The sequence below is a fragment of the Lysinibacillus alkalisoli genome, assembly GCF_014643595.1.
Classification (GTDB): Bacteria; Bacillota; Bacilli; order Bacillales_A; family Planococcaceae; genus Metalysinibacillus; species Metalysinibacillus alkalisoli.
Genome location: NZ_BMJT01000013.1, coordinates 15,212 through 41,569, shown reverse-complemented (window position 1 = coordinate 41,569; position 26,358 = coordinate 15,212). Strand labels below are relative to the sequence as shown.

Here is a 26,358-nt window from a genome sequence, read left to right as displayed (position 1 = left end):
AGAACACTCCTAGTGCTTAATATCACTAATTGGCGCTGTTATCAGCGTGTCATCAAAATCTTCGATAGGTGGCATTTTGCCTAACGTTTCCTTAGTGATTTTTTTGTATTTTTTTAATTGTGGTTTCAATTTATCACCTTGTTTTTCTACAAGCCTTACTAGCTTAGGTGCTATCACACCCTCAAAGAATGCTAATGTATCTTCTTTAGTTGACGTAAGCATCAACGTTAATCCGTTCATTGGCACTTCAAAGACTTTTGTACCTGTTGTGACTTCTGAAATATTAAATACTTCACCAATGCCTATAACGCAAAATCTATATTGGCCCACTCTTATCTCATGACCAACTGCTTGCATCCAATTTTGTTCGCCAGCCAACCAAAACATTTTAGGTTGTGCGATGACTTCAACTTTCATCGGCTCTACTCCTTTTATTTGTGATGGCCAAGAATAAAGCTTGATCGCCTTGATCTAAGGCATAGTTAATATTGTTTTGTAATAACGATGCCTGTAAAAACTCATCGAGTCCTTTGATTTCCTCTACCGCTTCTGGTTCATCGTACGGATACATATCAAAGTAACTTCGCACGTATGTGCTATAAAACGTCATGATGGCTATGTCTTGACGGTATAAGGTCACTTCATTGGCCGTTTGCTTGTAGTCCAGCAACTCGCCTTTTGTAACTAACATCGTACGCCCAAAGCTTTTCAATGCTTTAGCTTTGCCATCATATTTGAGGCGCTTTACTTTTCCAATCATGGCTTCATTCTCCTTTCAAATCAAAATGGTAAGTCGCTGTCTAGCATTGGTGCTACAGTTGGCATTTGCTTTACGTTATGTAAGCACCCTTTTGTCATAGCGATTTTCCGCTTCGACATCTCTTTGTTGCACTCTAGGTGTAGGTGGACGTTATGGTGCTTATCATCTTGTTTGGCTGTCACATAAATCACATGGCTCCCCTTTTCAATGCTATCTTCGCATGCATAACAGGTTTGTTCTTTTCGTGTTTTGACGATACGCTTATGTCTTATCTCTAGCATTATTGCTCTCCTCCCATATTTCCTCTGATAGTTGCGTGTTCACAAAGGCATAACACCGTTGTATGTCAGCAATCACCTCTTCATACGCACCTGGCTTACTGACTACGTAAAATCTTTCTGTTCGTAGTATGATAATGTCGGATATAATGTATTCTTGTCCTATGGCTAATTGATACAATTGAAGATACAGTTCATCTTGTGTGCGAATGTGGTAATTACAATCGAAAATTGTTAATTGCTGGCCCATGTCTTCACCTCACAATTTCACCTGTAATGGTTTGCGCTTACGTTGCGGTTTTACGGATTGGTTCCCGCTTCGTTTTGTAACGTTATAGCGCTTATGCGAAACGACTGTAGCTTCATACACTGTCATATCGACTATCACAGAGTTTTCAAGTACTTTACGTACCACACCTACTTTTTTCACTTTATCCTTGGGGCACTCCCAAGCAATTTCATCACCTATAGAGGCATGTTTAGTTTCACTCATTGTCATTGCACCCCCAATGCAGGGAGATAGTTCAAGACAAACCCACTACCTGACGTGACTCGTTGACAATGTTCCTGGAAGAACGCCAGCGGAATTGATTTGCGTCCGCCTGCTGCTTTGGTTTGCCACGCTTGCTCCAAATACCTAAAAGGTAGCATGTACACTTCAGGTTCATTCTTCTCTTTTAGCCAAAATGCGACTAATAAAAAGGCATGTGCGCCTTGCTTGTGCCAAGAGTGTAAGAGCTCATATTGATGTTGTGCGATGTTCGCTAAAGGTAGGTTTTTAATGGTGGTTTCTTTAGCATCAAAAATAATGGCACGCCCTTGATAAACACCGCTATAGTCCACCCATGTCGCCTTTTCTAAACGACCTGTAACGTATTTCCCTTTTGCACTTGTGATTTGTACAGGTGTTGGGATCTTACGTATATCGGCGATACCTGCATTGCGTAATTGATTGTGTGTCATATCCACTAACATTTCTAACTTTGCGCCACGATTAGCGTGGCTACGATTATATGTTTGTCTCAATGTAATCCCTCCTTTAATTTGATGCTCATAATGACGTAGCTTGTAGGGATATCATATTGACCACCCTCTAAAATGAAGGTCACAATCACATCTGCTTTTTGATTGGTGTAACTTTCTTGTATAGGGTTATATTCATTCAATCTCAAAATATCTCCCACTCGGTAATCTCTATCGTTGAAGCGGTATTCAAAGGTTTTAGCCCCACTCACTACCGCACTGAAAGGCTCAGGATGTATGTTTAGTTCATGTATGCGTTCGTCTGTAACTTCCGCTTCTTGAAGTGGTGCTTGTGACGCTATCGGTTTATCTGTTTCTTTTTGAGCTTGAAGCGGTTGTACTATTTCTTTGCGTTTTTCCTTTACTACAGCAGGTGTAATTTCTTTACCTGCCTTTTTCTCTTCCACTACTTCCTGTTGCGCCACTTCGGGTAATCGTGATAGCTCGTATGCGGTTGTGATATTAAGGTTACCCTCGCTAAACTCTTCTTTAAGCTCTGGCGATAACTTTTTATTAATACTCTCCATGCGAGCTACCTGCGACGATGACACACCCATCAACTGCGCTACAATCTCACGTTTACGTCCTGTTATTTTGTGGCCACTATCTTTAAGATTTTGTAACAGTTCCTGCAAACGTTGTGCCTGATATGTTTTTTCATAGTCGGTTAGTTCGCGAGTGGTTGAGTTCGCCAATAAGAGTTGTAACTCCGCTTGCACATCGTCCATTGTGCGCTCAACTTTACATGGCACTTGCGCAAACTGCTCATTACCTTCTGCGTAGAGTGCTTGCATCGCTTTTAAACGTCTGTGACCGCTCAACACTTCATAGCCGTTTCGATTAGGGCGCACTAACAGGTTTTGTTGCAAACCTGTTAGCTCGATACTCGCCTTTAATTCGGTAACATCTTGTACACTATATTGATTCATGATGCTTGGTTGTAACTGTTCGATGGGTAGGAGTTCAATTTTAAATACGACACGTTCCTTACCCACTTCTTTGGATTGAGTATTCATCAAATCATTGAGATTAAACCTCGCCATTTGTGTCCACCACCTTATTTTTTGTGTCCGAAACTAGCACATGTTTAAATACTCGGCGACAAGGTACACATAATCTTGACCAGCTGTAGACTTACGGTAATCTAGTAATGGTTTGCCTGAAAACGTCGTTTCATCTACACGCACCGTTTTGCGTATTTTTGTGTCGAACATGGGATAAGGTGTGGCTTGCGCTAAATATTCAACGCCCTGCACATTGACTCCGGTACGTTGATACATGGTGATGAAGCACCCACGAAATACGAGATTATCGTTAAACTCTCGTACGTCGTCAATTTGCTCCACTAATTGCTCCAAGCCATCAAACGCAAACTTATCTACCTTGATTGGCACTAATACATCATCCGAAGCTACAAGCGAATTAATTACACTCATGTTAATGTCTGGCGCATTATCAATCACACAGTAATCGTAATCATCTTGTATCGCTTGTAAGGCTTTGTTAAGTCGTGTTTGTTGTGGGCGTGATACGTCTAACAAAATCTCTTTATCTGCACGTAGTAAGTTCATATTTGCCGAGATAATGTCTAGCCCCTCATACGCGGTATTTTGAATAACGTCATGTACGCTTAAATCACGGTCTGTTAACAATTCCGCTACACCTGGCACATCATAACTATGCACACCGAAAAACTTTGACGTATTGCCCTGTTTGTCATTATCAATAAGCAGCACTCGCTTACCATGCTCTTTAAGTAGCGTATAGGCGATATTGATTGAGCTAATTGTTTTTGCCACGCCACCCTTTAAATTAATGACAGCTATTGTTTTCATATATCCAATCTCCTTTTCATTTCAATTAAGGTTTCAACTGTGTCTATCTTCATCATTTCAACTTGGATATAAGCGCCACTCACGTAATCTGAAAATGACACCTGCATATCTTTGAATTGATAATGCTTGTACATCTTTTCAAAAATCTCTTGTGCAGCTATTTCTTCTCGTGCAATTTGAGCAGAACGTCTACGAGACAACTTTGTATCAGACACAGTGATTTTAGGCTTCTTGAGATTGCGACTAGGTGTATAGCTCTTGGTTGTTTTATCTCCCTGTTCCTTAAGTAAATATTTTGCTAATGCTTTGAATCCATCCCCTTTATCATCTAACCATTGGGATTCCATTCGACCTTTATTCCATAATGTTTTTGCTTTCTCTTTGTTTGGAAAGTTAGTCACCATGTGATGATGCACACGAATTTGTTTATCCTCACGTGTATGTTCTGTCACATATATATATTTCAAATCAAACTTGGCATATTTCTTTTGTTTCTTTAACCAATGCTTTAAACGACGAATATAATTCTGCATATCTCGTTTAGCTGCGGTATGATCTACAGGCAAATGACAATTCTGATAGGTCAGTGTCAAATATAAATCTTGATTCCTTGTGAAATTTACATTAAGTAAACGCCAAAGATGTTTTTGTTTGTTCTTCTCATTCAACTTCTTTTGTGCCTTACTACTATCCTTATTTTGTTTCACACGTTTCTTTTGAGGGATATGCCAAATGGGATAAGCTTCTATCTCCAACATATTTCCACTCCAAATACTCTTTACGCGATACCCTGCAATGACTTTATCCAAGAGGTTCTCTTTTGCCTTATGTTGTTCGAGTGCTTCTGTTACTTGATACGCTTCTTCATATATCTCAAGCACATGTTTTAATCGCTTCTTTCTCATAGTTGCTCCCCCTTGAATCCATTACTCGGTTTGTCCTGATACACCACATCGTCGTAAATCTAATATGCATTACAAGGACGGTAATTGACTGATACAAAGGGTATTTGCTATACTGGGTATACCTTTTGACACGAGTCAATTTGGTGCCGGGTCGTATCGGCGTAAATGAAAGCCTCTGTGTTTCCACAAAGGCTCATATGTTATTGATTTGCCCTCACATTTGCCTCTAACAAATGCGTGGGTTTTTTATTTGATTAAATTAATCGCACGTTGCAGGATGTCTCGGTCAGGTTCATTCACTTTAGATACGATGGCTTGCAACTCTTCTATCACACTTTGTTTCTCTGCATTTGGCATATACTTTTGTAAGATGATACGTTCACCTTCCACAAATACTTCCACTGGGTCTTTTACGTCAATGCCCAATGCTCTGCGTAATTCAACGGGTAATACAATTCGTCCTAATTCGTCCACTTTTCGTACAATTCCTGTAGATTTCATTTTGTTCGCTCCTTTGCTTTTCCTATTGCTGCATGTACTTTTGCTATGTTAATTCCGACTTTAGTGGCTTCTGGATGATGAGAAAATAAGCCATTTTGATTCATTCGTGCTAACGCTGATTTTGTAATCATCTGAAGGTTACTAAGCCTTACATTTTGTTTATTACCATCTAAAAACACGATAACGTGACCTTTTGGTATAGGGCCATATGCTTCTTCCCAAACTACACGTTGTTTGACTTTCCAACGATCATTCCATGTACCTGTGTCAGCCACTTTGATTAAAATATAGCCATCCTGATCCACACGTTCACTACCAATAGGTTTATAATTCACTGGCTTTTGCCCCTTCTTAAATTGAGTAGCCACACCACCTGTAGTTATGCCTTTCAAGCCTTTATTAAAGGGAACATGTCCTTTTTCAAATCGCCCTGTTCTACCGCTTTTTATTCCATGATTTCTCAATGTTCCTTCTAACTGCTTTTCTGTAATTGTCAGTAGAAACGTAGTATTGAAAGCAGCTAACAATTGTTTTCGCGTCATATTGGGATAATTCATGCGCAAATATGACAATTGTTCTTTAGACCAATTATGCCTAACCAACTTCATCACCCTTCCAACATTCTTGGCTTACCTTCTTTTACACCCCATTCTTTTGCGTACTTATTCGCATTCAATACTAGAGTGCCATTTTGTATGATCTGACTTGATACTTGCGTTACACTTTTTGCCCGCTCTATTTCTTCTTGTAATGCATCACCTTTCAGTTCCTCATCGGAAAGACGCTCTAACTGTGCAAATAAGTGATTATTTAAATCGCCTAATGTATTTTTCATACGTACTTCTCCTTTATTTATTTTTGCGGTGCTGGTATGGTTCTTGGTTTACCTGAATTACGATTGATAATCACCCATGTAGTTGCCATACGTTTGCTAATTAGCCAATTGGCTGGTACTAAACGAAATGTAGCCACATGATTTCGTTCTGCAACCGTCAACTTCTTACCTTGTTTCATTAGATTCACCTCCTTTCAGTATGTGAATCATAATACGTTTAACTCGTTCGTGACGTGTAAGGGCGAGCCATTCTTCCACTTGGATTTTCATTATCTTCACCTCCTACGAATAAACCTGTATAGCATGCTTTCACTTCCTCAATGGTGTCTTGAATACCTGAAATACGTTGTTATAAAAGATGGTACTTCAACTTTTTAACCCAAATATCTGATGCATCGCTTTCCGCTACTAACTGTGCTAAATCACGTAAATCTTCTTGTTCCTGGTTTGCCATGTCTTCTAAATGGTCAATAATCGCTTTCATCTGCATAACCTGCTCCTCCTTATATTTGAGTAAACTGTATGACAATTAACCGTTCTTTTAACGTGAGCTTTGCCCAACGTCTGTGGTTACGTCGCATCTTGTCACCTCCAGCTCAGGATTCAAAACCTTAAAAATACTTTCCACTAATTCCTTTGGCACTTCTACTTTTGATAAGTCAGGGATAAGTTTGCCATTCTTATCCCTATTGATAACTACTCTTTTTGGCAAAAGCTTCTCTCCTTTCTTCTATAATCCTCCTAGAAGGGAGGTGTTTACCATGATGAAATGCGATAACCTATCCGCTTTAAAGATCGCTCTTGAATTAGCAAAAGTTAATCTTGAATCTGCTGAAGAGTGGACTCATCCAGAAGACGTCGAATATTTTATAGAACGCATCTATTCTTTCTTAACTGAAGGGAAAACAGACAATGAATAATGTTTAAGGAATAACTCAGCAACCTTTGGAAGAGCCGCAATCTCTTCTGGGGTTGCTATTCCTTTTTTATCTGTCACTCGAATAATCCACTCTGACAAAGCCGACATTACTTCTTCTTTTTTGTTCATCCCTTTCACCCCTTCCATAATTCCATTAGCGTCGCCACCGCTTCTTTCTACCTGGCTATAAGTCCGAATAATTTATCCTGACGTTGCCACCGTCACTTTCCCTTACAAGGCTATAAAGAACGATAATTTTGATTAAGCCGTTGCATCTTGTTGCTCCCCTGCAAGACGTTTTCCAACTTTAATACCTGCTTGATAACCTCGAAGTAATGTCATAAAATCTTGCTTCTCTTGTTCAGACATCCCTTTTAGCTTCGCCACCATGCTATCGAAAGCCGCTTCTTCTCGAATGTCATAAGTTACATTCATTTCATTCACCCCTTCCACTTGACTCTCTAATCATACAAACGCTCCAAAAACTTCATTTGTGATTTAACTTAACTATAAGTTTTGATATTGTTAAAGATTAATTCTGGTATAATTCACCTATAAAGGAGGTGAATTACATGCGAAAACTACTACGAAAACTATTTGGGAAGAAAAAGAGCAAAAGCGAACCTAAACCAACATCCATCCCAACTAAGCACAAAAGAGATTACGAAGGCACTTTGCGACCTACACCAGGAAAAATTCAACCTAAACTCTCAGGACTAGAGTTCATAGATTTTGATAACTATAGTTTTAAAGATACTAACTTTCAAACGCCTACAGATAGACAATTAGCTTATGCTACAAAGCTAGGTATTCCTATCCCTGATTGGGCGAGTAAGTCTGATGTTTCAGTGTTAATTACTAGATTCGTAGAAGATAAGGATTTCTCTGCACCTAATCCTGATTTAGTTGACTTTGCTAACATGAAACAAATTAGTTTTTCAGGTTGCGCAGGCAAAAAGTATCTTTACAATACCGTGTTTGATAACTTATCAGATTATGACAAAGTCGCGTTCTTCGCATTCTCACTCTATAGATGGCTTTCTGGCAATAGACATGGCAATTTAGAAACTTCACCTTTAAAGGCAACATTTTATGAATTTGCAAACACAGTAATTGAAGATACTTCATTTATGAATTCTTTAAAACGTTACAAAGGATCTGACCTTCGTATTTTTGGGAAAGTCAACACACCATCTGGTCACATTGTAGATGGCGGTAGTACACAAACCATTGCTTACAAAAAAACATCTACTTTTCTTCAAGCTGCTTTTAATACGCCTTTAAAACGCAGTAGTTTTTAATTGATTGACTCCTCCTTAACTAATTTAAAAGGGGGAGTTATTTTCCATTGTCTCTCTCCTCTCAAATTCCTAGCGTTGCCACCGCTTCTTTCTACTATTGGCTACCAAACTAATTTTCACTTTATGCTTATCAACAAATTTTTAATTTGGTATAATCACCACATAAAGGGAGGTGGAATACATATGTCCAAGTCAATCAATTTATTTGAAAGCGTCACAACTCAAGATAGAGCTGTATTTATTACAGCGCTTAAAGAATTTCCTAAAGCAGCTAAACAATATACTCACGACCCATCAGCAGGCGCTCTAAATAAAAGAGTAGCTAAATCGGTTATCAATAAAATTGAAGTAAAAGCTCAACGATTTTCAGCAGATGAAATGCGTATTTTATACCTAGCACTTCTTTTATTTGAAGAAAAAATTACTCCTGTTGAAGAAGATAGCTCGAATGATAATATTGCTAATCAAGTGCAAGAAACTCTTAATAAATTTTTACCGCCGCTTGAAGATTTCGTTAATAACTTACTCGAACAATAGGTTCTTCTACGAACTGGACATTTAATAGTAAGGTTATTTTTTCACCGCTCTTAATTGATTTAATCGAATACTTTGTAATTTCTTGTTGGCTTCGCACCTGTTGTGAAGCCATTTTTTTATTTTCTTCTTTCACTAAGCTCACCCCTTCCAAATACTTTACTGACTCTTTGAAACAAATATAATACTCATTGAGTCTTTTGTCAACACATATAATCAATAAAATGTTGCAAAGAGTCATTACATTGTGTAATACTTACTGCGAGGAGGTGAACTATATGAACAATCGAATCAAGGCATTAAGAAAAAACCTTAATTTAAATCAAGGAGAGTTTGCAGATAAACTCAAACTGTCACGATCGCATATCTCTTCTTTAGAAAATGGCGTTCGGGAGATTACAGAACGTATAGTCTTTGATATTTGTCGAGAGTTTAATGTTAACGAAGAATGGCTACGCACTGGTGAAGGTGAGATGTTTGTACAGTCCAATACATTTTCGTTAGACGAAAAAGCGAAGCAACATAATTTGACGGAGCTTGAAATTGATATTATGAGAGGCTATATGGAGTTGCCTACCGATACAAGAAACAATCTTATGGGATTGTTAGGTGCCATTTACAACAAACATTCTGAAACAGCTATTTCTACTGAAGTTGATCCTACAGAGGTTGAAGTTGAAGCTTTCCGCCAAGAAATTAAGGCAGAGAAAAAAGGGAAAACATTATTAGCTTTAGACGAGCGCGACAGAGAATCAAGTTAAAACGAAATAAGTGAGGTGATATGGTTATGCTTATGCCTGACAATCCAGCGCATACGCCTTACATCATTACTGAGGATAATCCAGCACGAATTATTGGAAAAGCAGTACGTTTTGTACAAGACCTTTAATTTTTTGCGCAAAAAATTAAAATGGCAAAGAGCAGCTAGCCTGCTCTTTGCTTTAACCTGAATGATTTAGAAAGTGAGGGTTTGATGTGGAAAGTAATCAAGACTTACGCGTGTTTTTGTATATTAGGGTGTCCACACAAGAGCAAGTGAAAGAAGGATATTCTATAGGTGCACAAGAAGAAAGGTTACGTGCTTATGCAAAAGCAAGAGGCTATACAATCGTGAAAGTTTACACCGATCCTGGATATTCTGGGGCGAATACAGATCGACCAGCGCTTCAAGAAATGATTAAACAAATTGAGCTTGGTGTTGCTGATTTGGTTTTAGTGTATAAGCTTGACCGATTAAGCAGGTCTCAGAAAGACACACTTTTTCTCATAGAAGAAGTATTTTTAAAACATCAAGTTGATTTTGTGAGTATGAATGAATCATTTGATACCTCAACACCTTTTGGTCGAGCCATGATAGGGATACTTTCAGTATTTGCACAACTCGAACGAGAGCAGATAAGAGAACGTACTATCATGGGGAAAGAAGCTCGTGCAAAGGAAGGAAGATGGCACGGCGGTGGCGGTGAAAAACATTATGCAACAGGCTATGATTATGTAGAGGGTGAGCTTCACATTATTGAATACGAAGCCGAATGTGTAAAGATGATTTTTGACGAGTACAATAAAGGTTTAGGTGTAAACAAAGTTCTCCGCCTCGTCGATAATAAATTCCCAGGCGTCATCACTACTGAAACCACTGTTAGAAAAATTCTATCTAACCCTCTTTATACAGGGAAGATAAGATACAAAGGAAACGTGTATGACGGTTTACACGAACCGATTATCACACAAGCACAATTCGACCAGACGCAAGAGTTTTTACAAAAACGCACAAGTTCTTCTTTACCCTTCAGAAGGTCTTACTTAGCTAGTGGATTGATATACTGTGGGCATTGTGGTGCTCGAATGACAGGGAAATCTGGAGGCAAGCTGAAAAATGGTTCACCTATGCGCTACTACGTTTGCAATTCCCGTACAGGAAAAAGTAGGAACACTACGCAGAACCATGATTGTATAAAAGTGGCTGAAAGAAAAGAGAAAATTGAACAGCACACCATTGACGAAATTAAGAAATTAAACATGCAGTTTGTAGAGGAATTCCGCACTGAAAGTAATACTATTTCGGACAGAACAAATATTATCGAAAAGGAAATCCAAGATATAGACAAGCAAATTTCTAAATTAGTAGACTTATACAGCTTGGACAATATCCCTTTAGATATTATGAGCAAGAAGATGAAAAAGTTAAAAGTGGATCGAGACAAATTAAAAAGGCATTTAGCAGAAATAAAAAGTGAAAGTAAACTTAATACAAAAAATCTTGATGAAATAAAAAAAACAGTCTCCCAGTTGGCCACTTTTAATTGGGACAACGAGGAGACCGACAAGAAACGGTTGATAGTCGCCAAACTAATCAATAAAATCATCGTTTCTAATGATAATATTACCATAGAATGGGCGTTTTAATCGCATTTTAATTCTATGGCGCAAACAACTTCAACATGCGTCGTATGTGGGAACATATCAACGGGTTGGACTTCGATGGTGGTGTAGCCACCATCTTCGAGTATGCGTAGGTCGCGGGCTAATGTGGCAGGATTGCACGAGACATACACGACACGCTGTGGCTGTTGTTCGATAATCGTTTGGAGCAATGCGTCATCACAGCCTTTGCGTGGTGGGTCAACGACTAGGACATCTGCCGTTTTGCCTTCTTTATACCAGCGCGGGATGACAACTTCTGCAGGGCCCGCTTCAAAATGGGTATTGTGTAAGTCGTTAAGTTTTGCATTTGCTTTCGCATCTGCAATGGCTTGTTCCACAATCTCAACACCTAATACCATTTTAGCTTGCTGGGCTAAAAATAAGGAGATAGAGCCTATGCCACAATAGGCATCTATCACATATTCCTCTCCTGTTAATTGGGCATAGTCTAATGCTTGTTGGTACAATACTTCTGTTTGTACAGGGTTCACCTGATAGAAAGAACGTGCAGAAATGTTAAATCGCACATCACCAATCGTATCCTCAATCGTATCTTTGCCCCATAAGGTAATCGTCTCATTGCCAAAAATCACATTGGTTTTTTTAGCATTAATATTTTGCACTATCGATGTCACATGTGCTATTTGTTGTTGAATCGCTGTGACAATCGCTGCTTCATTTGGCAACGCGCGTTTCGTTGTCACTAATACGACCATCACTTCACCCGTTGTACGTGCTTTACGTACAATGACATGGCGTAGTAGGCCTTTATGACTTTTCTCATCGTATGCTGTCACACCGAGATTTTGTAATTCTTTTTTTAGTGCGTACATCACTTGGTCTGCCTCTTCGGTTTGAATTAAGCAATGGGACATATCTACAATGTCGTGTGACTGCGGGCGGTAAAACCCAGCGACAAGTTCTCCATTTTTTGTCGCAAAGGGAATTTGTGACTTATTGCGATAATGCCAAGGCTCTTTCATGCCCTTTGTTGCATGTACAGGCGCATTAATTTTACCAATGCGACGCATAATATTCTCGACCATTTTTTGTTTATATACAAGTTGTCCTTCATATGACAAATGTTGAATTTGGCAGCCACCACATTGTGAGAAATAAACACAAGGTGCTTCTACGCGATGCGGTGAAGGTGTGATGACCTCGATTAGCTTGGCAAATCCATATTTTTTTAATGTTTTTACCACATGGATACGTACCGTTTCCTCAGGTAATGCGCCTTTAATAAATAGCGGATATCCCTCTACTTTAGCTACGCCATTCCCATCATGTGTTAAATCTTCTATTTCAACTGTAAGTTGGTCATTTTTTTTAAGTTGTATCATACTTGCCCCCCATTTCAGCGTATTTATTGTATCATACAATATCATTATTTTAGCTGCCTTTCTTATCATTGCGAACATTCTCAATTACGTTTTTTTTATTACAGATATTCTCTTAAAAAACACAACTTTATACAGGTAAATGCTCTTTTTTTATTAGTCTTTTTAGACTAATCTATTGTTTGGTTGTCCTTTATTATCAATTAGGCTACTATTAATAACAGAGTCTATTTTTGTGATTTTTTTACTATTGAAAAGGAGAGATAACACCATGTCTAAACTACTAAAAAAAAGGCTCTCGATTCAAATGAAATGGAGCTTATTTATTAGCATCGCTATTTTAGCCACGTTATTAGTCACAACGATAATGACGCAGTTTACTACAGGCAAAATCTTAAAAGATGATGCTATCCAAGCGAATAAAGATTATGCCAAAAGCGTATCTAGTCAAATGGATTTAGCTTTGCGTAAATATGAGAGTTCGCTAGAGTCATTTGCAAGTATTGCCAACACGTATATGGCGGAAGAAGATCATTTGCCACAAATCCGAAAAGCATTAGCGGCAACTGCTGAGAAGAATGAGCAAATTGCGGATACTTTTTTTATGGATTTTAAACAAAATCTTGTCATGTTATCTGATGGCAAAGCTACAGATATTGATGTGCGTGACACATTAACATATGAATTAATGAAAAAGGCAGACGACGTCACTTGGCTTGGGGTTAACCAAGATAAAGTAACAGGTGCTATTATGGCATCTATTGCTGCACCATTAACGAAAAATAATAGAGTCGTTGGTGTAGTGGGGTATGATATTGACTTATCTACCATTTCTACAACGCGTCAGCAGTTTGAGGAAGGTGCCCATAATAAGTTAATTATTTTAGACGATAAAGGTACTGTTGTTTCTTCGTTTATACCTGATACAGACGGTACAAATATGCGTACTTCGATGAGTGGTAAATTAACAGCTGTTGAGGACATCCCGAATATTAAAGATTTTGCATGGGTAGATGCGGTTTATGAGGGTAAGAAAACACAAGATGTAACGTGGAATGGTAAGGATTATGATGTTTCCGTTACTGAAATCCCTAAATTAGATTGGCAAGTCCTTTCTTATCATCCTAAGCAAATATTACTCGATAAGATGAATGAATTACGTATTACATCTGCCATTGCAATGGTGATGGGCTTATTTATTGGTTTATTATGTGCTAGTTTATTAGCTCGTCGTTTAACAAAAATTGTCCGTCATTTCCGCAAGGCTTTACACCGCACTGCAGAGGGCGACTTATCGCAACGTATTACAATTGCAACAAACGACGAAATTGGCGACTTAGCTAAAGACTTTAATCATATGGTGGAAAGTGTAGGTACATTAGTTACGGAGGTAAAAGGTAATGTGTATACGGTTGAGCAAGCAACAAAAGGGTTAACTACTATTGCTGCTGACAACAGAGCTGCCATCACAGATGTCACAAAGGCGACTGAGACAATTGCTCACGGTGCACAACATCAATCAACGGAGATTGATCGCGGCGTTATGAGCATGCAAGATTTAAGTAATGAAGTTGGTGTTTTAGGCGAACATGCAACATTCATTGAAACGGATATTGAAAATGTGATGGCTAATGTCCAAAAAGGCACATCACAAGTCCAACATTTAGAAAATTCCTATACAAATTTAGAAGAAGCCTTTAGTCGTGTCACATCTATGATTCAGCATCTTGATGAAAAATCACAATCCATCTCTAGTGTAACAAACACAATCTCACAAATTTCTGAACAAACTAATTTACTATCCTTAAATGCTTCCATTGAAGCGGCTCGTGCAGGCGAGCATGGTAAAGGTTTTGCTGTCGTCGCTAACGAGGTTCGTAGTTTAGCTGAGGAATCTAAAGCATCTTCTAATCAAATTCAGGATATTATTGCAAGTGTAATTGCTGATACTACTCAACTAGTAGATGTTATGGTTGAAACTAATCAAACGAGCATTCAACAAAAAGAAGCTGTACTTTCTGTAAGTGAATCGATTACACAAATGTCTACTTCTTTACATGCCATTTTAGAGCGTGTAGAGAAAGAAACAGCCATTATTCGCGAAATCGAGCAACGTAAAGACCACGTAGTAAGTATGATTGAAGATGTTTCTGCCATCTCACAAGAGACTACTGCCACAGCTGAGGAGATTTCTTCTTCAATGGAAGAACAAACCGCAGCTGCAACTGAAATTGCAAATTATACACATCAATTAGAAGAACTTGTTATCTCATTAGAAAAAGCGATTAGTACATTCAAAGGCGTCTAATCACTAACTAGACTCTAACGTATAAAAAGGTGATAAAAGGAATATTACATTCCCTTTATCACCTTTTTGCTTTGCATCTGTTGTATGATGTTTTTCAAGCACAACCTGTTATCTCTTAGAGGTCTCTTTTGACCATGTTATCTTCACTACTCGCTTATGCTTCCTCGCTAGTTGTCATGTTTTCAATTTCAACTTCTAACATCTTATCAATGGGTACAAACATTTCAATATGTTGTTTTAAATTTTGCAATGTTGCAGGTGCATCGCCACCATACTCTCCGTCCAGATTTAAATGGACTTCGCCTGTTGTAGTAATGGATACACGGCTCGCTTTTTCATAAATGACACGATCATCATTTAAATGCACACCTCGTAACGCCATGGAAGCTAACTTAACAAAGTCTGTAATGCCGCATTTTTTCAAAATGATTAAAGTAAATTTACCATCATTTAAAATCGCATCAGGTGCTAATTTTTCAAAACCACCTACTGAATTTGTTAAGCCACATAAAAACATCATAACCTCGCCTTCAAATACGTTTTCATCGTATTCAATGCGCATTGGTGTAGCTTTAATAGCTGTTGGCATCATTTCAATACCTTTAATATAATAAGCTAAAGGCCCCAATACCGTTTTCATTTTACTTGGTACTTCATACGTTAATTCTGTAATTCGTCCACCAGCTGCAATATTAATAAAGTAACGGTCATCGTTCATAACACCCACATCTACAGGCATGGTGTCACCTTTAATAATAATATCTAGTGCTTCATCAATTGTACGCGGAATATGTACAGCGCGCGCAAAATCATTTGTTGTACCCATAGGAATCAAGCCTACTTTTGGACGCTTCTCAAAAATACTAACACCCGAAACCACTTCATTGAGTGTACCATCGCCACCTACTGCTACGATCATATCAAAGTCACGCTTTACAGCTGCTTTTGCTGCTTCTGTAGCATCACCTGCACACGTTGTAGCATGACATGATGTTTCATATCCTGCTTGCTCTAAACGTGCTAAAACTTCAGGTAAGTGTTTTTTAAAGGCTTCACGACCTGAAGTGGGGTTATAAATAATTCTTGCTCGTTTCATCCTAGTCTCTCCCTAACATTTACTCACTTTGTAAATGCTTTTTCTACTACATGTTTAAAGTCATCATATACATACTGCCATTTTTGTGGCGAGACTACGTTCTCATCACGAATTGCTGTATATAATGCCATTTGTGCTTCTTTAAAGTTGGGTGCGTCTTGTGCTGGTAGTTGTGCACGTTTAGCTACCACCTCTTGCTGTAATTCTGGTGCACGTGGCCCCCACGTTGTCACAACTTCACCTGAGGCATTGAGTAGTAAATATATTGGAATGGCACGACCACCATTTGTTAAATAACGGTCAATTAAATCGGTATCGGCATCTCGCATAACAGCACGCATTGGCGTATTTGTTGCCTCTGCCACTTTACGGATAATTGCATTATTTAACATCGCATCTCCACACCAGTCTTCAGTAATAACGAGAATATGCCAATTTTGGTTGCTCAATGTTGTTAAGAAGTTATCCTCAGTTGGTAATTCAAATTTATGATAAATGGTTTGACTCTCTTCTTTTAATTCTGTCATGTGCTCCATGTAATCAGCAATTGTAATGGCTTCATCATAATATTGTTGTTCAGTTTTCATCGTTCATTCCTCCTTATTGTTATTTATATTTTGCTATGAATGCGTATTTAATACAACTGTAAGCCTTTGTCATTTATACGATGCGGTTATTTTCACATTATATTACTTTGACAATGTAAAGTAAATTTCACCATAAAAAAGATGGCTACTACATGAAGCTAGTAAGCCATCTTTCTGAGTTATAATTAGCGTTTCGCTATTTCTTCTTGCAATAATTTGTTAACCATTGGTGGGTTTGCTTGCCCTTTTGTTGCTTTCATAATTTGCCCTACTAAGAAGCCAATAGCACGATCACGTCCATTTTTAAAGTCTTCAATAGATTGTGGGTTATGATCTAGCACCTCTGTGACTACTTTTAATAAAGCAGCTGGGTCAGAAATTTGTACTAAACCTTTTGCTTTAACGATTTCTTCAGGATTGCCACCATTTTTCACTAATTCTGCAAATACTTTTTTACCAATTTTAGATGAAATCGTACCATCTGCAATTAATTTCACCATACCTGCAAGGTTTTGAGGTGTTAATGCTGTATCTTTTAATTCTTTTTGCTCAGCATTTAAGTAGGCTGATACTTCACCCATCAACCAGTTAGCCGCTAGTTTTGCATCTGCTTTTTCTGCAATCATCGCTTCAAAGAAGTCAGCCATATCTTTAGAGATTACAAGCACACCTGCGTCATATTCTGTTAAGCCAAGTTCACTCACATAACGCGATTTACGTGCATCTGGTAATTCAGGTATAGAAGCGCGCACTTCTTCTAACCATTCATCACTAATAGATAAATGTACCAAGTCTGGCTCTGGGAAGTAACGGTAATCATCCGCACCTTCTTTAATACGCATTAATAATGTTTTGCCTGTTTTTTCATCATAACGGCGTGTCTCTTGCTCAATCTCACCACCGCTTGTTAATACTTCCGCTTGACGTTTCTCTTCAAACTCAATCCCTTTACGAACAAAGTTGAAAGAGTTTAAGTTTTTTAATTCCGTCTTTGTACCAAACTCATCTTGGCCATAAGGACGAATGGAGATGTTAGCATCACAGCGTAGTGAGCCTTCTTCCATACGCACGTCAGACACACCTGTGTATTGAATGATAGACTTTAATTTTTCCAAGTAAGCATATGCTTCATCTGCTGTACGAATATCTGGCTCTGATACAATCTCTACAAGCGGTGTACCTTGACGGTTAAAGTCCACTAATGAGTAACCATCCGCATGAGTTAATTTACCCGCATCTTCTTCCATATGAAGACGAGTAATACCGATGCGTTTTGTTTCACCGTTTACCTCAATATCAATCCATCCATTTTTACCAATTGGTTTATCAAATTGCGAGATTTGATATGCTTTTGGATTATCTGGATAGAAGTAGTTCTTACGGTCAAATTTTGTCTCTTGCTCGATTTCCATGTTTAACGCTAATGCTGCACGCATAGCATAGTTAACAACCTCTTCATTTAACACAGGTAAAACACCTGGGTAACCTAAATCAATAACGGTTGTATTAGTATTTGGCTCCGCACCGAAATGGGCAGGTGCTGGAGAGAAGATTTTTGAGTTTGTTTTTAGCTCAACGTGTACTTCTAAACCAATGACTGTTTCAAAGTTCATGTTAATTGCCCTCCCACATTTGTGGCTTTTGTTTATGGAATGCTGTAGCTTGTTCAAATGCATACGCTGTACGATAAATCGTTTCTTCATCAAAGTGCTTAGCAATAATTTGTAATCCTAAAGGCAGTCCATTTTCAAATCCACATGGAATTGAAATAGCAGGTACACCCGCTAAGTTAATCGGAATTGTTAAAATATCATTCGCATACATCGTTAATGGGTCATCTACATTTTCACCAATTTTAAATGCTGGTGTTGGTGTTGTTGGCCCTACAATCACATCAAAGTTTTCAAATACTTTGTCGTAGTCTTGTTTAATTAATGTACGCACTTGTTGTGCTTTTTTATAATACGCATCATATGAACCTGCTGATAGGGAATACGTACCTAACATAATACGTAATTTCACTTCATCTCCAAATCCTTCTGCACGTGATTTTGTATAAAGCTCAAGTAAATTTTTCGCATTTTCTGTGCGGTAACCATAACGAATCCCATCGAAACGTGAAAGGTTTGATGAAGCTTCTGATGAAGATAAAATATAGTAGGCAGCTAGTGCATATTTAGAATGTGGTAATGATACTTCTTCGACTGTTGCACCTAATGATTTTAACACTTCAATAGCTTCTTCCACAGATTTGCGAGCTGCAGAGCCAACGCCTTCACCTAAAAATTCTTTAGGCACTGCCACTCGTAATCCTTTAACATCACCTGTTAATGCTTTTGTATAATCAGGTACGGCTACGTCTGCTGAAGTAGAGTCTTTTGCATCTAGACCTGCAATCGCTTGTAATAATGCTGCGTTATCTGCCACATTATTTGTAATCGTACCGATTTGGTCTAAAGACGATGCAAATGCAACTAAACCTGAGCGTGACACGCGACCATATGTTGGTTTCATACCTACTACACCACAATAAGCCGCTGGTTGACGAATCGAACCACCTGTATCTGAACCTAGTGTGAATGGTACTTCACCCGCTGCTACTGCTGCTGCAGAGCCACCTGAAGAACCACCTGGTACGTGCGCTGCATGCCAAGGGTTAGTTACTGTTTTGAATGCCGAGTTTTCATTAGAAGAACCCATCGCAAACTCATCCATATTGATTTTACCAATGGTAATCATACCTGCTTCTTTTAACTTATCCATAACCGTCGCATCATAGATTGGTAGGAAACCTTCTAACATTTTAGAAGCACAAGTTGTTTCCAAGCCTTCTGTTACAATGTTATCTTTAATACCGATCGGCAGACCAAATAGCGGCCCGCGTTCGTTCATTGGTACTTGATCCATTTCTTCAGCTTGTTTTAATGCTGCTTCTTTATTTAGCGTTAAGAAAGCTTTAACATCTGCATCCACTTTTTCAATGCGTGCAAAAGCTTCTTTAGTTAATTCTACAATTGTTAGCTCGCCACTATGTATAGCCGCTTGCAGTTCTTGTGCTGAACGTTCAAATAACGTCATGAGCTTGTTGCCTCCTTTAGATTAGTCCATAATTGCTGGAACTTTAACTTGTCCATTTTCTTGTTCTTTTACGTTTAACATCATCTTTTCACGTGGTAAACCTTGGGCTGCCTCATCTTTACGCATTACATTCACTAATGGTAATACATGTGTCGTTGGTTCTACACCTGTTGTATCAAGTTCATTTAACTGCTCCACATATTCTGTAATACGCCCAAGTTGCGCTGTGAATTTTTCAGCCTCTTCATCTGTGATTGCTAAACGTGCTAAAGTAGCAACGTGTTTTACTTCTTCCATTGTTAATTTTGTCAATTTTCACACCTCCGAATTCGAGTAACCATGCCTATTATAATACCATTTTTCCTTATAAAAATCATACTACTACTGAAAAAACACCGAAACTTTCCTCAACTAGTGTAACAAATTATTTGTAAACAAAAAAGTAACTTGTTAAGTCTTAGCTTAACAAGTTACTTCGCTCTTAATTTAACATATGGACAGTCGGTTCTTTTTCATTAGGCTCTCGTACAATAATTGCTTCAATTCCATCAATCGAATTAATATTAACCTCAATCAACACATCTGCTGGGAAGTTTTTAAAAATCTCACCTGCAATGTATTGTGTAAAACCGATTGTTTCTGTTTCACCATAAAACTGAATAGGCAACTCGATACTTAGTTTCTTTAAGGTATCGCCTTGATAAAAGCCACGCCCAATTACATTTGTTGTATTTGAGAAGAACTTATCAATGTTTTGTTTAAAGTTTTGAAAACTTGTATTGATGGCACGATATTTATCCGTAACGTCACTTGTCGGGAAAAGTACGTATTCTTCATCAATACTAGACCACTCACCTAATTGGTCAGCACCACTTTTACCTACACTGTAAGCAAAGTACGTACCTGGTACAACATCATTACGTGCTTTCTGTTTATACAAACCTACTACGATTGGCACATTTTTTAATTCTTCACGCTCACGTAGTCTTTTATACACTTCATCAGCAATTTTCTTACCTTCTTGTTCTAACACACCCATTGGGATCGCTTCTTCGTAATATTCACCATATTGTTCTTTCTGGTAATAGTAGATAGAATTTAAAGCTAAACCAATCGTGACTCCACCAAGTGTCACTTTATCATCGTCTGTACGCTTTAAATAGTTTTGTTCAATAATATGCGCTAAATAAATAGGTGCCTCTGTTGCTCGTTGTTCTGGTGATAGCCCTTCATCTGATGGATTTAATCCGCCTTCTGCTTGGTTACTTCTCGCTAACCAATTGCCTACGGTTTCTTTATCTAAAAATTGCCCTTCTTGAATGAAGAAATCTTTAGTCGAAAACTCATTTTGTGACACACGCATTAAACCGCTTTCTGCTTCTTTAATGTCATACTTTGTAAACACATTAGAGACAATTAAACCCCGACTAGCGCTCTCTTTAACGGGCAGTAATGCTTTGTAATACTCATCGCTCACTTGCATTACAGGAACGGTTGTTTTTTCTACTTTCTTTTCATCTTCTTGTACAACGTCTGTTTCTGGCTTCGCTGCTGGTGTACATGCTGATAATACTACTGCTGTAGCTAAAACAGGTATGAAACGTGTCCATTTCATTTATGAATTACTCCTTTACTATAATTGCTCAAGAAATTGTTGCTCTGTCCAAACAGCAATGCCAAGTTGCTCAGCTTTTGTTAATTTAGACCCCGCATCTTCTCCTACAATTACTAAATCTGTTTTCTTACTCACACTGCCAGTAACAGTGCCTCCTAATGCTTCTATTTTCGCCTTTGCTTCACTGCGTGTCAATTGCGTTAATTTTCCTGTTAATACAATCGTTTTACCAGCGAACAAACTATCTGATTCAATAATTTGTGTTGTTGGGCGACCTTTATATGTCATATTGACGCCAACTGTCTGTAAATGTTCGATAACTTTCTGTGCACCTTCATTAGTAAAATATTGCACAAGAGAAGTAGCCATTTTATCGCCAATTTCAAAAATCGCTGTTAATTCTTCTTCCGTCGCCTCCATAACACGTGCCATACTACCAAACTCAGCTGCAATAATTTGTGCTGCCTTCTCCCCAATATGACGAATACCAAGACCAACTAATAGTTTTTCCAAAGAATTATCTTTTGAAGCTTCAATAGCTGTCACTAATTTTTCAGCAGAGCGCTCACCAAAACGTTCTAACTCAAGTAACTGCTCTCGTTTTAATTCGTATAAATCACTTACATTGGTAATGAGGGAGGCTTTTAAAAGTTGTTCAACTACCTTTTCACCTAAACCGTCAATGTTCATCGCATTGCGTGATACAAAGTGTTTAATACTCTCTGCCACTTGCGCAAAACAACTAGGGTTCACACAACGTAAAGCTACTTCGCCTTCAATACGCACAAGTTGAGTATCACATACGGGGCAATTTTCTGGCATTTCATAAGGGATACTGTCCTCTTTACGCTCTGCTAAAATCACATCCACTACTTGTGGTATAATATCGCCTGCTTTACGAATAATAACACGGTCACCGATACGTATGTCCTTCTCTTTAATTAAATCTTCATTGTGCAAAGAAGCACGCTGTACAGTAGTGCCTGCCACTTGTACAGGTTCTAAAATAGCTGTTGGTGTCACAACTCCGGTTCTTCCCACCGTTAAATCAATATCAAGTAATGTCGTTGACACTTCTTCCGCTGGAAACTTATAAGCAATCGCCCATCGTGGACTTTTAGCTGTGTAACCAAGTTCTTCTTGTTGTGCATAACGGTCTACCTTTATTACAATACCATCAATTTCATAAGCTAAGTCATTACGCTTTGCTGTCCACTCTTCGACAAAGCTCCAAACCTCTTCTATTGTTGCGCATTTTTTGTAGGTTGGGTTGATTGCAAACCCTTGCTTTGTTAAATAGGCAAGCATCTCACTATGTGAATCAATGCCATAACTCTCACCATCGCCACCAATCGCATAAATAAAAGTAGCTAAATGGCGCTTTGCTGCAATTTTAGGGTCTAGTTGACGCAATGAGCCTGCTGCTGCATTACGAGGATTGGCAAATACATCTTCTTCATTTTTACGACGCATCTCATTCAATGCTTCAAAAGATTTTTTAGGCATATAAGCTTCGCCACGTACTTCAATAGAAATAGCATCTTTTAAACGTAAAGGGATACTATGAATCGTGCGTAAGTTTTCTGTGATTTCCTCACCTACTGTGCCATCGCCACGTGTTGCCCCTCTTACAAATAATCCATTCTCATATTTTAATGAGATGGCTAATCCATCAATTTTAAGTTCACATACATAAGAAAATTTATCACCAATTTGCTCTCGGATTTTACGATCAAACTCTTGTAAATCTATTTCATTAAAGGCATTCGATAAACTTAACATAGGTGTGTCATGGGTTACTTTAATAAAGCGTTCCAATACTTGACCACCTACACGTTGAGTAGGTGAGTCTGGATAAATGAGGGATGGATTAGCTTGTTCTAACGCTATAAGCTCTTGCATGAGCTGATCATACACACCATCTGCCACGACTGGTTGGTCTAATACATAATAAGCATGACCATATTCATGTAATAATTGATTGAGTTTTTTAATACGCGCCTCTATTTCATTCATCTTATGTTCCTCCTATGCCTTTTCGATTGGTGCAAATTTAGCAATTAAGCGCTTAATGCCTTCATTAGGAAAAGCAATGTCTAACTCCATCTCATCACCGCTACCTTTGACACTCACAATTGTACCAACACCCCATTTTTTATGACTAGCTTTATCGCCAATACGCCACTCGTGTTGCTCACCACCACTTGCTACGTAGCGAGCACTCTTTCTAATCGTTGCTGTATGCTGTTGTTGGTAAGGCTTGTTGTTCTGTGGTTTTTGGTAAGTGCTACGTAAGGCTGGTTTAGCATGATGTTCAATTAAGTCCTCTGAGATTTCCGCAATAAAGCGTGATGGTGGATTATAATTACTACGCCCAAAAATGGTACGGGATTTTGCACTCGTTAAATATAGTCGCTGCTCTGCTCTTGTGATGCCAACATAAGCTAAACGACGTTCTTCCTCTAACTCATCATCATCACCGTAGGCACGTGAATGCGGGAATATTTTCTCCTCCATGCCAACAATAAAGACTACAGGGAACTCTAACCCTTTAGCCGCATGCATTGTCATCAAAATAATGTTCCCACGTTCCTCATCTTCGACATTATCAATATCAGAAACTAAAGCTAAGTCAGTTAAAAAGGCGATTAATGATTGATCGTCACTACGCTTTTCAAAGGCTTGTGTTACTGTTAAGAACTCATTAATATTTTCTAAACGACTTTCAGCTTCAATCGTTTTTTCATTTTCTAACATTTCCTTATAACCTGTCACTTTTACTATTTCTTCTACTAGTGCAGTTAAAGATAATGTTTCTTGCTTTTGCATTAATGTAGTCATCATTACGTGGAATTGGTCAATAGCATTAGCCGCTCTTGGTGTTAAGCCCATAAATAATGTCTCATTCATCGCATCAAAGATTGGTCGTCCTTGTGAAAATGCATATTGAGCTAGTTTTTCAAAAGTTGTGGCGCCAATGCTACGTTTAGGCTCATTGATAATACGTGCTAACGATAAATCGTCCGCAGGGTTAGCAATTAAACGCAAGTAAGCGAGTAAATCTTTAATTTCTTTACGGTCATAGAACTTAGTGCCACCTACGATTTGATAACTCATATTTGACTTCACAAGCATCTCCTCAACTACACGAGATTGCGCATTTGTGCGATACAAAACAGCAAAATCACGGTAGGCATAACCTTCGTTTTGAATAAGGTTTTGTATCGTTTCTATAATGAATCTGGATTCTTCTTGTTCATTATTTGCTTCATAATACGTAATAGCTTCACCTTTATGGTTATCTGTCCGTAACGCTTTCGGATAGCGGGACGCATTGTTTTGAATTACATCATTCGCTGCTTGTAAAATGTTTTGCGTAGAACGATAGTTTTGCTCTAGTAAAATAACTTTCGCATTAGGATAATCTTTCTCGAAAGATAAAATATTTGTAATATCAGCACCACGCCAACGATAAATAGATTGATCCGAATCCCCTACTACACATATATTTTTAAAGCGTTGTGCCAATAATTGCACAAGTCGATATTGTGAATGGTTCGTATCTTGATACTCATCCACATGGATGTAATGGAAACGATTATGATATTCTGATAAAATATCTTCATTTTTTTCAAATAATTCAATAGTAAGCATAATTAAGTCATCAAAGTCGAGTGATTCGTTTTGACGTAACAACTTTGTATAACCTTCATACACATCGGCTACTACCTTTTCATAAGGATTGTTTGGATTACTGTTTTGTCGAAATGTATCTACTGTTATACATTCATTTTTAGCGGCACTAATGGCATGTAATAAACTGCGTGGCTCATAACGCTTTGTATCAATATTTTGCTGTTTTAAAACGTTTTTTACAGCTGTCAATTGATCCGCAGCATCTAAAATTGTAAAACTTTTTGATAACCCTAATTGATCAATATGACGACGCAAAATTCTCACACACATGGAGTGGAAGGTCGAAACCCACATACTAGCTGTAGTACCTTCACCTAATATATTATCAATACGTTCACGCATCTCGCGTGCCGCTTTATTAGTAAAGGTAATCGCCAGTATTTTTGAAGGATATACTTGTTTTTCAACCATTAAATACGCAATTCGATGGGTTAATACTCTCGTCTTGCCAGAACCTGCACCTGCCATAATAAGTAAAGGTCCTTCTGTCGTGACAACTGCCTCTCGTTGCTCCTTATTCATTCCTTTTAATAAATTTTCTACAATACGTTCCATATTGGGCAACACCTCTTTCTTCAAACGTTTGTTCTCATTATATCGTATTTTTTACAGCTTGTACGGTTGCAAGCGCCTTTTCTATGTTATCGTAAATGACATTTCCTACAACTATAGTATCTGCTACTTGTGCCATCTCTTCAGCTTGTTCTGCAGTAGTAATGCCACCACCGTAAAATAGCTGTGTATGGTTTAATACTTCTTTGGCAGCACGCACGATATCCACATCACCATACATGCCACTATACTCTAAATAAAAAATAGGCAACGTTAAAAAATGTTCTGCCATACGGGCATAAGCTCTCACATCTTCAATATCTAAATCTGTATTAGCCTCTGTTAATTGAGCTACTTTACAATTAGGATTTAAAACGCAATAACCTTCTGCTATTAATTCATCCCATATCATAATATCACCATGTTCTTTAATCGCTGCATGATGTAAATTTTTAAACCACATCGGATTATCGCTATTCAAAATGGTAGGAATTCCGTAAGAATCAAACCCTGGTGTGATCGATTCCAATGTGGAGATCTCCAGTGTAGTAGGTACGGCATAGCGACGTATACGAACTAAAAGCTCTAATACGTTATCAAGTGTAATATTGTCAGAGCCTCCAACTAGAATAGCATCTGTACCTGATTCACAAATTTTCTCCAGTGCCTCCTCCGTAATTTCTTTTGCAGGATCTAATTTAAATACATGACGCCATTTTTTATAATCAAACTCCATTATTGTCACCCTTCTTTTATATAATAAACATGCAT

General features: G+C 38.2%; 31 protein-coding genes. 5 read left to right on the top strand and 26 right to left on the bottom strand.

Annotated elements, in window-relative coordinates; translation table 11 throughout:
• Positions 1–9 precede the first annotated feature (9 nt).
• The 16 genes from IEW44_RS14685 to IEW44_RS14610 all read right to left on the bottom strand — a co-directional run bounded on the left by IEW44_RS14685 (position 10) and on the right by IEW44_RS14610 (position 7,491).
• Entirely contained in the window at positions 10–417 is a 408-nt protein-coding gene (locus IEW44_RS14685) for a hypothetical protein (RefSeq protein ID WP_188615820.1), read from the bottom strand.
• Positions 407–760 carry a hypothetical protein gene (locus IEW44_RS14680; RefSeq protein ID WP_188615819.1) on the bottom strand — a complete coding sequence of 118 codons (354 nt, stop codon included), beginning with the start codon at positions 758–760 and terminating at the stop codon, positions 407–409. The genes IEW44_RS14685 and IEW44_RS14680 overlap by 11 nt, the downstream gene beginning before the upstream one ends.
• Before the next feature lie 20 nt (positions 761–780).
• On the bottom strand, positions 781–1,041 hold the full coding sequence (locus IEW44_RS14675) for a hypothetical protein (protein ID WP_188615818.1): 261 nt from the start codon (positions 1,039–1,041) through the stop codon (positions 781–783).
• A 256-nt stretch (positions 1,042–1,297) separates the two neighbouring features.
• Positions 1,298–1,531 carry a DUF2187 family protein gene (locus IEW44_RS14670; RefSeq protein WP_188615817.1) on the bottom strand — a complete coding sequence of 78 codons (234 nt, stop codon included), beginning with the start codon at positions 1,529–1,531 and terminating at the stop codon, positions 1,298–1,300.
• A 2-nt stretch (positions 1,532–1,533) separates the two neighbouring features.
• Positions 1,534–2,064, bottom strand: coding sequence for a Holliday junction resolvase RecU (locus IEW44_RS14665; protein ID WP_188615816.1), 531 nt, complete (start codon positions 2,062–2,064; stop codon positions 1,534–1,536).
• Positions 2,061–3,104 (bottom strand): ParB/RepB/Spo0J family partition protein, encoded by a 1,044-nt coding sequence (locus IEW44_RS14660; RefSeq protein ID WP_188615815.1) that lies wholly within the window; start codon positions 3,102–3,104, stop codon positions 2,061–2,063. Before IEW44_RS14660 ends, IEW44_RS14665 begins: the two co-directional genes overlap by 4 nt.
• A gap of 33 nt (positions 3,105–3,137) precedes the next feature.
• On the bottom strand, positions 3,138–3,896 hold the full coding sequence (locus IEW44_RS14655) for a ParA family protein (RefSeq protein ID WP_188615814.1): 759 nt from the start codon (positions 3,894–3,896) through the stop codon (positions 3,138–3,140).
• Complete coding sequence (locus IEW44_RS14650; protein ID WP_188615813.1) at positions 3,893–4,801, bottom strand: rolling circle replication-associated protein; 909 nt, start codon at positions 4,799–4,801, stop codon at positions 3,893–3,895. Before IEW44_RS14650 ends, IEW44_RS14655 begins: the two co-directional genes overlap by 4 nt.
• Positions 4,802–5,047: 246 nt before the next feature.
• Positions 5,048–5,302, bottom strand: a complete 255-nt coding sequence (locus tag IEW44_RS14645; protein WP_188615812.1) for an AbrB/MazE/SpoVT family DNA-binding domain-containing protein — start codon at positions 5,300–5,302, stop codon at positions 5,048–5,050.
• A complete protein-coding gene (locus IEW44_RS14640) occupies positions 5,299–5,910 on the bottom strand; it encodes an HNH endonuclease signature motif containing protein (protein ID WP_188615851.1) in 612 nt (203 codons plus the stop codon). The genes IEW44_RS14645 and IEW44_RS14640 overlap by 4 nt, the downstream gene beginning before the upstream one ends.
• Positions 5,910–6,137 carry a hypothetical protein gene (locus IEW44_RS14635; RefSeq protein ID WP_188615811.1) on the bottom strand — a complete coding sequence of 76 codons (228 nt, stop codon included), beginning with the start codon at positions 6,135–6,137 and terminating at the stop codon, positions 5,910–5,912. The genes IEW44_RS14640 and IEW44_RS14635 overlap by 1 nt, the downstream gene beginning before the upstream one ends.
• 17 nt (positions 6,138–6,154) lie before the next feature.
• Positions 6,155–6,316: a DUF6906 family protein gene (locus IEW44_RS14630; protein ID WP_188615810.1), complete on the bottom strand. Its 162-nt coding sequence runs from the start codon at positions 6,314–6,316 to the stop codon at positions 6,155–6,157.
• A 170-nt stretch (positions 6,317–6,486) separates the two neighbouring features.
• Positions 6,487–6,627, bottom strand: a complete 141-nt coding sequence (locus IEW44_RS14625; RefSeq protein ID WP_188615809.1) for a hypothetical protein — start codon at positions 6,625–6,627, stop codon at positions 6,487–6,489.
• Between the two features lie 51 nt (positions 6,628–6,678).
• Positions 6,679–6,849 (bottom strand): hypothetical protein, encoded by a 171-nt coding sequence (locus tag IEW44_RS14620; protein WP_188615808.1) that lies wholly within the window; start codon positions 6,847–6,849, stop codon positions 6,679–6,681.
• Positions 6,850–7,017: 168 nt separating this feature from the next.
• Complete coding sequence (locus tag IEW44_RS14615) at positions 7,018–7,185, bottom strand: hypothetical protein (RefSeq protein ID WP_188615807.1); 168 nt, start codon at positions 7,183–7,185, stop codon at positions 7,018–7,020.
• Between the two features lie 132 nt (positions 7,186–7,317).
• Positions 7,318–7,491, bottom strand: coding sequence for a hypothetical protein (locus tag IEW44_RS14610; RefSeq protein ID WP_188615806.1), 174 nt, complete (start codon positions 7,489–7,491; stop codon positions 7,318–7,320).
• A gap of 137 nt (positions 7,492–7,628) precedes the next feature.
• Here IEW44_RS14610 and IEW44_RS14605 point away from each other — a divergent pair, with 137 nt between their 5' ends.
• The 4 genes from IEW44_RS14605 to IEW44_RS14590 all read left to right on the top strand — a co-directional run bounded on the left by IEW44_RS14605 (position 7,629) and on the right by IEW44_RS14590 (position 11,297).
• A complete protein-coding gene (locus tag IEW44_RS14605; RefSeq protein ID WP_188615805.1) occupies positions 7,629–8,357 on the top strand; it encodes a hypothetical protein in 729 nt (242 codons plus the stop codon).
• A gap of 183 nt (positions 8,358–8,540) precedes the next feature.
• Complete coding sequence (locus tag IEW44_RS14600) at positions 8,541–8,894, top strand: hypothetical protein (protein ID WP_188615804.1); 354 nt, start codon at positions 8,541–8,543, stop codon at positions 8,892–8,894.
• A gap of 275 nt (positions 8,895–9,169) precedes the next feature.
• Complete coding sequence (locus tag IEW44_RS14595) at positions 9,170–9,652, top strand: helix-turn-helix transcriptional regulator (protein WP_188615803.1); 483 nt, start codon at positions 9,170–9,172, stop codon at positions 9,650–9,652.
• A 214-nt stretch (positions 9,653–9,866) separates the two neighbouring features.
• Complete coding sequence (locus IEW44_RS14590) at positions 9,867–11,297, top strand: recombinase family protein (RefSeq protein ID WP_188615802.1); 1,431 nt, start codon at positions 9,867–9,869, stop codon at positions 11,295–11,297.
• Here the strand turns inward: IEW44_RS14590 and rlmD are convergent.
• Complete coding sequence (gene rlmD / locus IEW44_RS14585; protein ID WP_188615801.1) at positions 11,294–12,658, bottom strand: 23S rRNA (uracil(1939)-C(5))-methyltransferase RlmD; 1,365 nt, start codon at positions 12,656–12,658, stop codon at positions 11,294–11,296. The two genes, IEW44_RS14590 and rlmD, sit on opposite strands and share 4 nt — an antisense overlap.
• Before the next feature lie 268 nt (positions 12,659–12,926).
• On the opposite strand from rlmD, the gene IEW44_RS14580 reads away from it, so the two are divergent.
• Positions 12,927–14,963 carry a methyl-accepting chemotaxis protein gene (locus tag IEW44_RS14580; protein WP_188615800.1) on the top strand — a complete coding sequence of 679 codons (2,037 nt, stop codon included), beginning with the start codon at positions 12,927–12,929 and terminating at the stop codon, positions 14,961–14,963.
• 154 nt (positions 14,964–15,117) lie between these two features.
• On the opposite strand, the gene IEW44_RS14575 is transcribed toward IEW44_RS14580, so the two are convergent.
• The 9 genes from IEW44_RS14575 to pcrB form a co-directional block, all read right to left on the bottom strand.
• Positions 15,118–16,059, bottom strand: coding sequence for a diacylglycerol kinase (locus tag IEW44_RS14575; RefSeq protein WP_188615799.1), 942 nt, complete (start codon positions 16,057–16,059; stop codon positions 15,118–15,120).
• Positions 16,060–16,082: 23 nt separating this feature from the next.
• Positions 16,083–16,646, bottom strand: coding sequence for a thioredoxin family protein (locus tag IEW44_RS14570; RefSeq protein WP_188615798.1), 564 nt, complete (start codon positions 16,644–16,646; stop codon positions 16,083–16,085).
• A gap of 185 nt (positions 16,647–16,831) precedes the next feature.
• Entirely contained in the window at positions 16,832–18,259 is a 1,428-nt protein-coding gene (gatB, locus tag IEW44_RS14565; protein WP_188615797.1) for an Asp-tRNA(Asn)/Glu-tRNA(Gln) amidotransferase subunit GatB, read from the bottom strand.
• A gap of 1 nt (position 18,260) precedes the next feature.
• Complete coding sequence (gene gatA, locus IEW44_RS14560) at positions 18,261–19,724, bottom strand: Asp-tRNA(Asn)/Glu-tRNA(Gln) amidotransferase subunit GatA (RefSeq protein WP_188615796.1); 1,464 nt, start codon at positions 19,722–19,724, stop codon at positions 18,261–18,263.
• A 21-nt stretch (positions 19,725–19,745) separates the two neighbouring features.
• Positions 19,746–20,036 (bottom strand): Asp-tRNA(Asn)/Glu-tRNA(Gln) amidotransferase subunit GatC, encoded by a 291-nt coding sequence (gatC, locus tag IEW44_RS14555; protein ID WP_188615795.1) that lies wholly within the window; start codon positions 20,034–20,036, stop codon positions 19,746–19,748.
• Positions 20,037–20,205: 169 nt separating this feature from the next.
• A complete protein-coding gene (locus IEW44_RS14550) occupies positions 20,206–21,339 on the bottom strand; it encodes a CamS family sex pheromone protein (RefSeq protein ID WP_188615794.1) in 1,134 nt (377 codons plus the stop codon).
• An 18-nt stretch (positions 21,340–21,357) separates the two neighbouring features.
• Positions 21,358–23,355: an NAD-dependent DNA ligase LigA gene (gene ligA / locus IEW44_RS14545; RefSeq protein ID WP_188615793.1), complete on the bottom strand. Its 1,998-nt coding sequence runs from the start codon at positions 23,353–23,355 to the stop codon at positions 21,358–21,360.
• 12 nt (positions 23,356–23,367) lie between these two features.
• Positions 23,368–25,590 carry a DNA helicase PcrA gene (gene pcrA / locus IEW44_RS14540; protein WP_188615792.1) on the bottom strand — a complete coding sequence of 741 codons (2,223 nt, stop codon included), beginning with the start codon at positions 25,588–25,590 and terminating at the stop codon, positions 23,368–23,370.
• 37 nt (positions 25,591–25,627) lie between these two features.
• Complete coding sequence (gene pcrB, locus IEW44_RS14535; protein WP_188615791.1) at positions 25,628–26,323, bottom strand: heptaprenylglyceryl phosphate synthase; 696 nt, start codon at positions 26,321–26,323, stop codon at positions 25,628–25,630.
• Positions 26,324–26,358 lie beyond the last annotated feature (35 nt).

Bases quoted from the DNA above. Each gene is read 5' to 3' on its own strand.
- IEW44_RS14550 (WP_188615794.1), bottom strand. From the start codon at position 21,339: ATGAAATGGACACGTTTCATACCTGTTTTAGCTACAGCAGTAGTATTA.
- rlmD (WP_188615801.1), bottom strand. From the start codon at position 12,658: ATGATACAACTTAAAAAAAATGACCAACTTACAGTTGAAATAGAAGAT.
- IEW44_RS14680 (WP_188615819.1), bottom strand. From the start codon at position 760: ATGATTGGAAAAGTAAAGCGCCTCAAATATGATGGCAAAGCTAAAGCA.
- IEW44_RS14630 (WP_188615810.1), bottom strand. From the start codon at position 6,316: ATGAAACAAGGTAAGAAGTTGACGGTTGCAGAACGAAATCATGTGGCT.
- IEW44_RS14675 (WP_188615818.1), bottom strand. From the start codon at position 1,041: ATGCTAGAGATAAGACATAAGCGTATCGTCAAAACACGAAAAGAACAA.
- IEW44_RS14650 (WP_188615813.1), bottom strand. From the start codon at position 4,801: ATGAGAAAGAAGCGATTAAAACATGTGCTTGAGATATATGAAGAAGCG.
- gatA (WP_188615796.1), bottom strand. From the start codon at position 19,724: ATGACGTTATTTGAACGTTCAGCACAAGAACTGCAAGCGGCTATACAT.
- IEW44_RS14575 (WP_188615799.1), bottom strand. From the start codon at position 16,059: ATGAAACGAGCAAGAATTATTTATAACCCCACTTCAGGTCGTGAAGCC.
- IEW44_RS14685 (WP_188615820.1), bottom strand. From the start codon at position 417: ATGAAAGTTGAAGTCATCGCACAACCTAAAATGTTTTGGTTGGCTGGC.
- pcrA (WP_188615792.1), bottom strand. From the start codon at position 25,590: ATGGAACGTATTGTAGAAAATTTATTAAAAGGAATGAATAAGGAGCAA.
- IEW44_RS14615 (WP_188615807.1), bottom strand. From the start codon at position 7,185: ATGAACAAAAAAGAAGAAGTAATGTCGGCTTTGTCAGAGTGGATTATT.
- IEW44_RS14570 (WP_188615798.1), bottom strand. From the start codon at position 16,646: ATGAAAACTGAACAACAATATTATGATGAAGCCATTACAATTGCTGAT.
- IEW44_RS14610 (WP_188615806.1), bottom strand. From the start codon at position 7,491: ATGAATGTAACTTATGACATTCGAGAAGAAGCGGCTTTCGATAGCATG.
- IEW44_RS14635 (WP_188615811.1), bottom strand. From the start codon at position 6,137: ATGAAAAATACATTAGGCGATTTAAATAATCACTTATTTGCACAGTTA.
- gatB (WP_188615797.1), bottom strand. From the start codon at position 18,259: ATGAACTTTGAAACAGTCATTGGTTTAGAAGTACACGTTGAGCTAAAA.
- IEW44_RS14580 (WP_188615800.1), top strand. From the start codon at position 12,927: ATGTCTAAACTACTAAAAAAAAGGCTCTCGATTCAAATGAAATGGAGC.
- IEW44_RS14655 (WP_188615814.1), bottom strand. From the start codon at position 3,896: ATGAAAACAATAGCTGTCATTAATTTAAAGGGTGGCGTGGCAAAAACA.
- IEW44_RS14625 (WP_188615809.1), bottom strand. From the start codon at position 6,627: ATGCAGATGAAAGCGATTATTGACCATTTAGAAGACATGGCAAACCAG.
- IEW44_RS14645 (WP_188615812.1), bottom strand. From the start codon at position 5,302: ATGAAATCTACAGGAATTGTACGAAAAGTGGACGAATTAGGACGAATT.
- pcrB (WP_188615791.1), bottom strand. From the start codon at position 26,323: ATGGAGTTTGATTATAAAAAATGGCGTCATGTATTTAAATTAGATCCT.
- IEW44_RS14595 (WP_188615803.1), top strand. From the start codon at position 9,170: ATGAACAATCGAATCAAGGCATTAAGAAAAAACCTTAATTTAAATCAA.
- IEW44_RS14670 (WP_188615817.1), bottom strand. From the start codon at position 1,531: ATGAGTGAAACTAAACATGCCTCTATAGGTGATGAAATTGCTTGGGAG.
- IEW44_RS14640 (WP_188615851.1), bottom strand. From the start codon at position 5,910: ATGAAGTTGGTTAGGCATAATTGGTCTAAAGAACAATTGTCATATTTG.
- IEW44_RS14600 (WP_188615804.1), top strand. From the start codon at position 8,541: ATGTCCAAGTCAATCAATTTATTTGAAAGCGTCACAACTCAAGATAGA.
- IEW44_RS14605 (WP_188615805.1), top strand. From the start codon at position 7,629: ATGCGAAAACTACTACGAAAACTATTTGGGAAGAAAAAGAGCAAAAGC.
- IEW44_RS14660 (WP_188615815.1), bottom strand. From the start codon at position 3,104: ATGGCGAGGTTTAATCTCAATGATTTGATGAATACTCAATCCAAAGAA.
- ligA (WP_188615793.1), bottom strand. From the start codon at position 23,355: ATGAATGAAATAGAGGCGCGTATTAAAAAACTCAATCAATTATTACAT.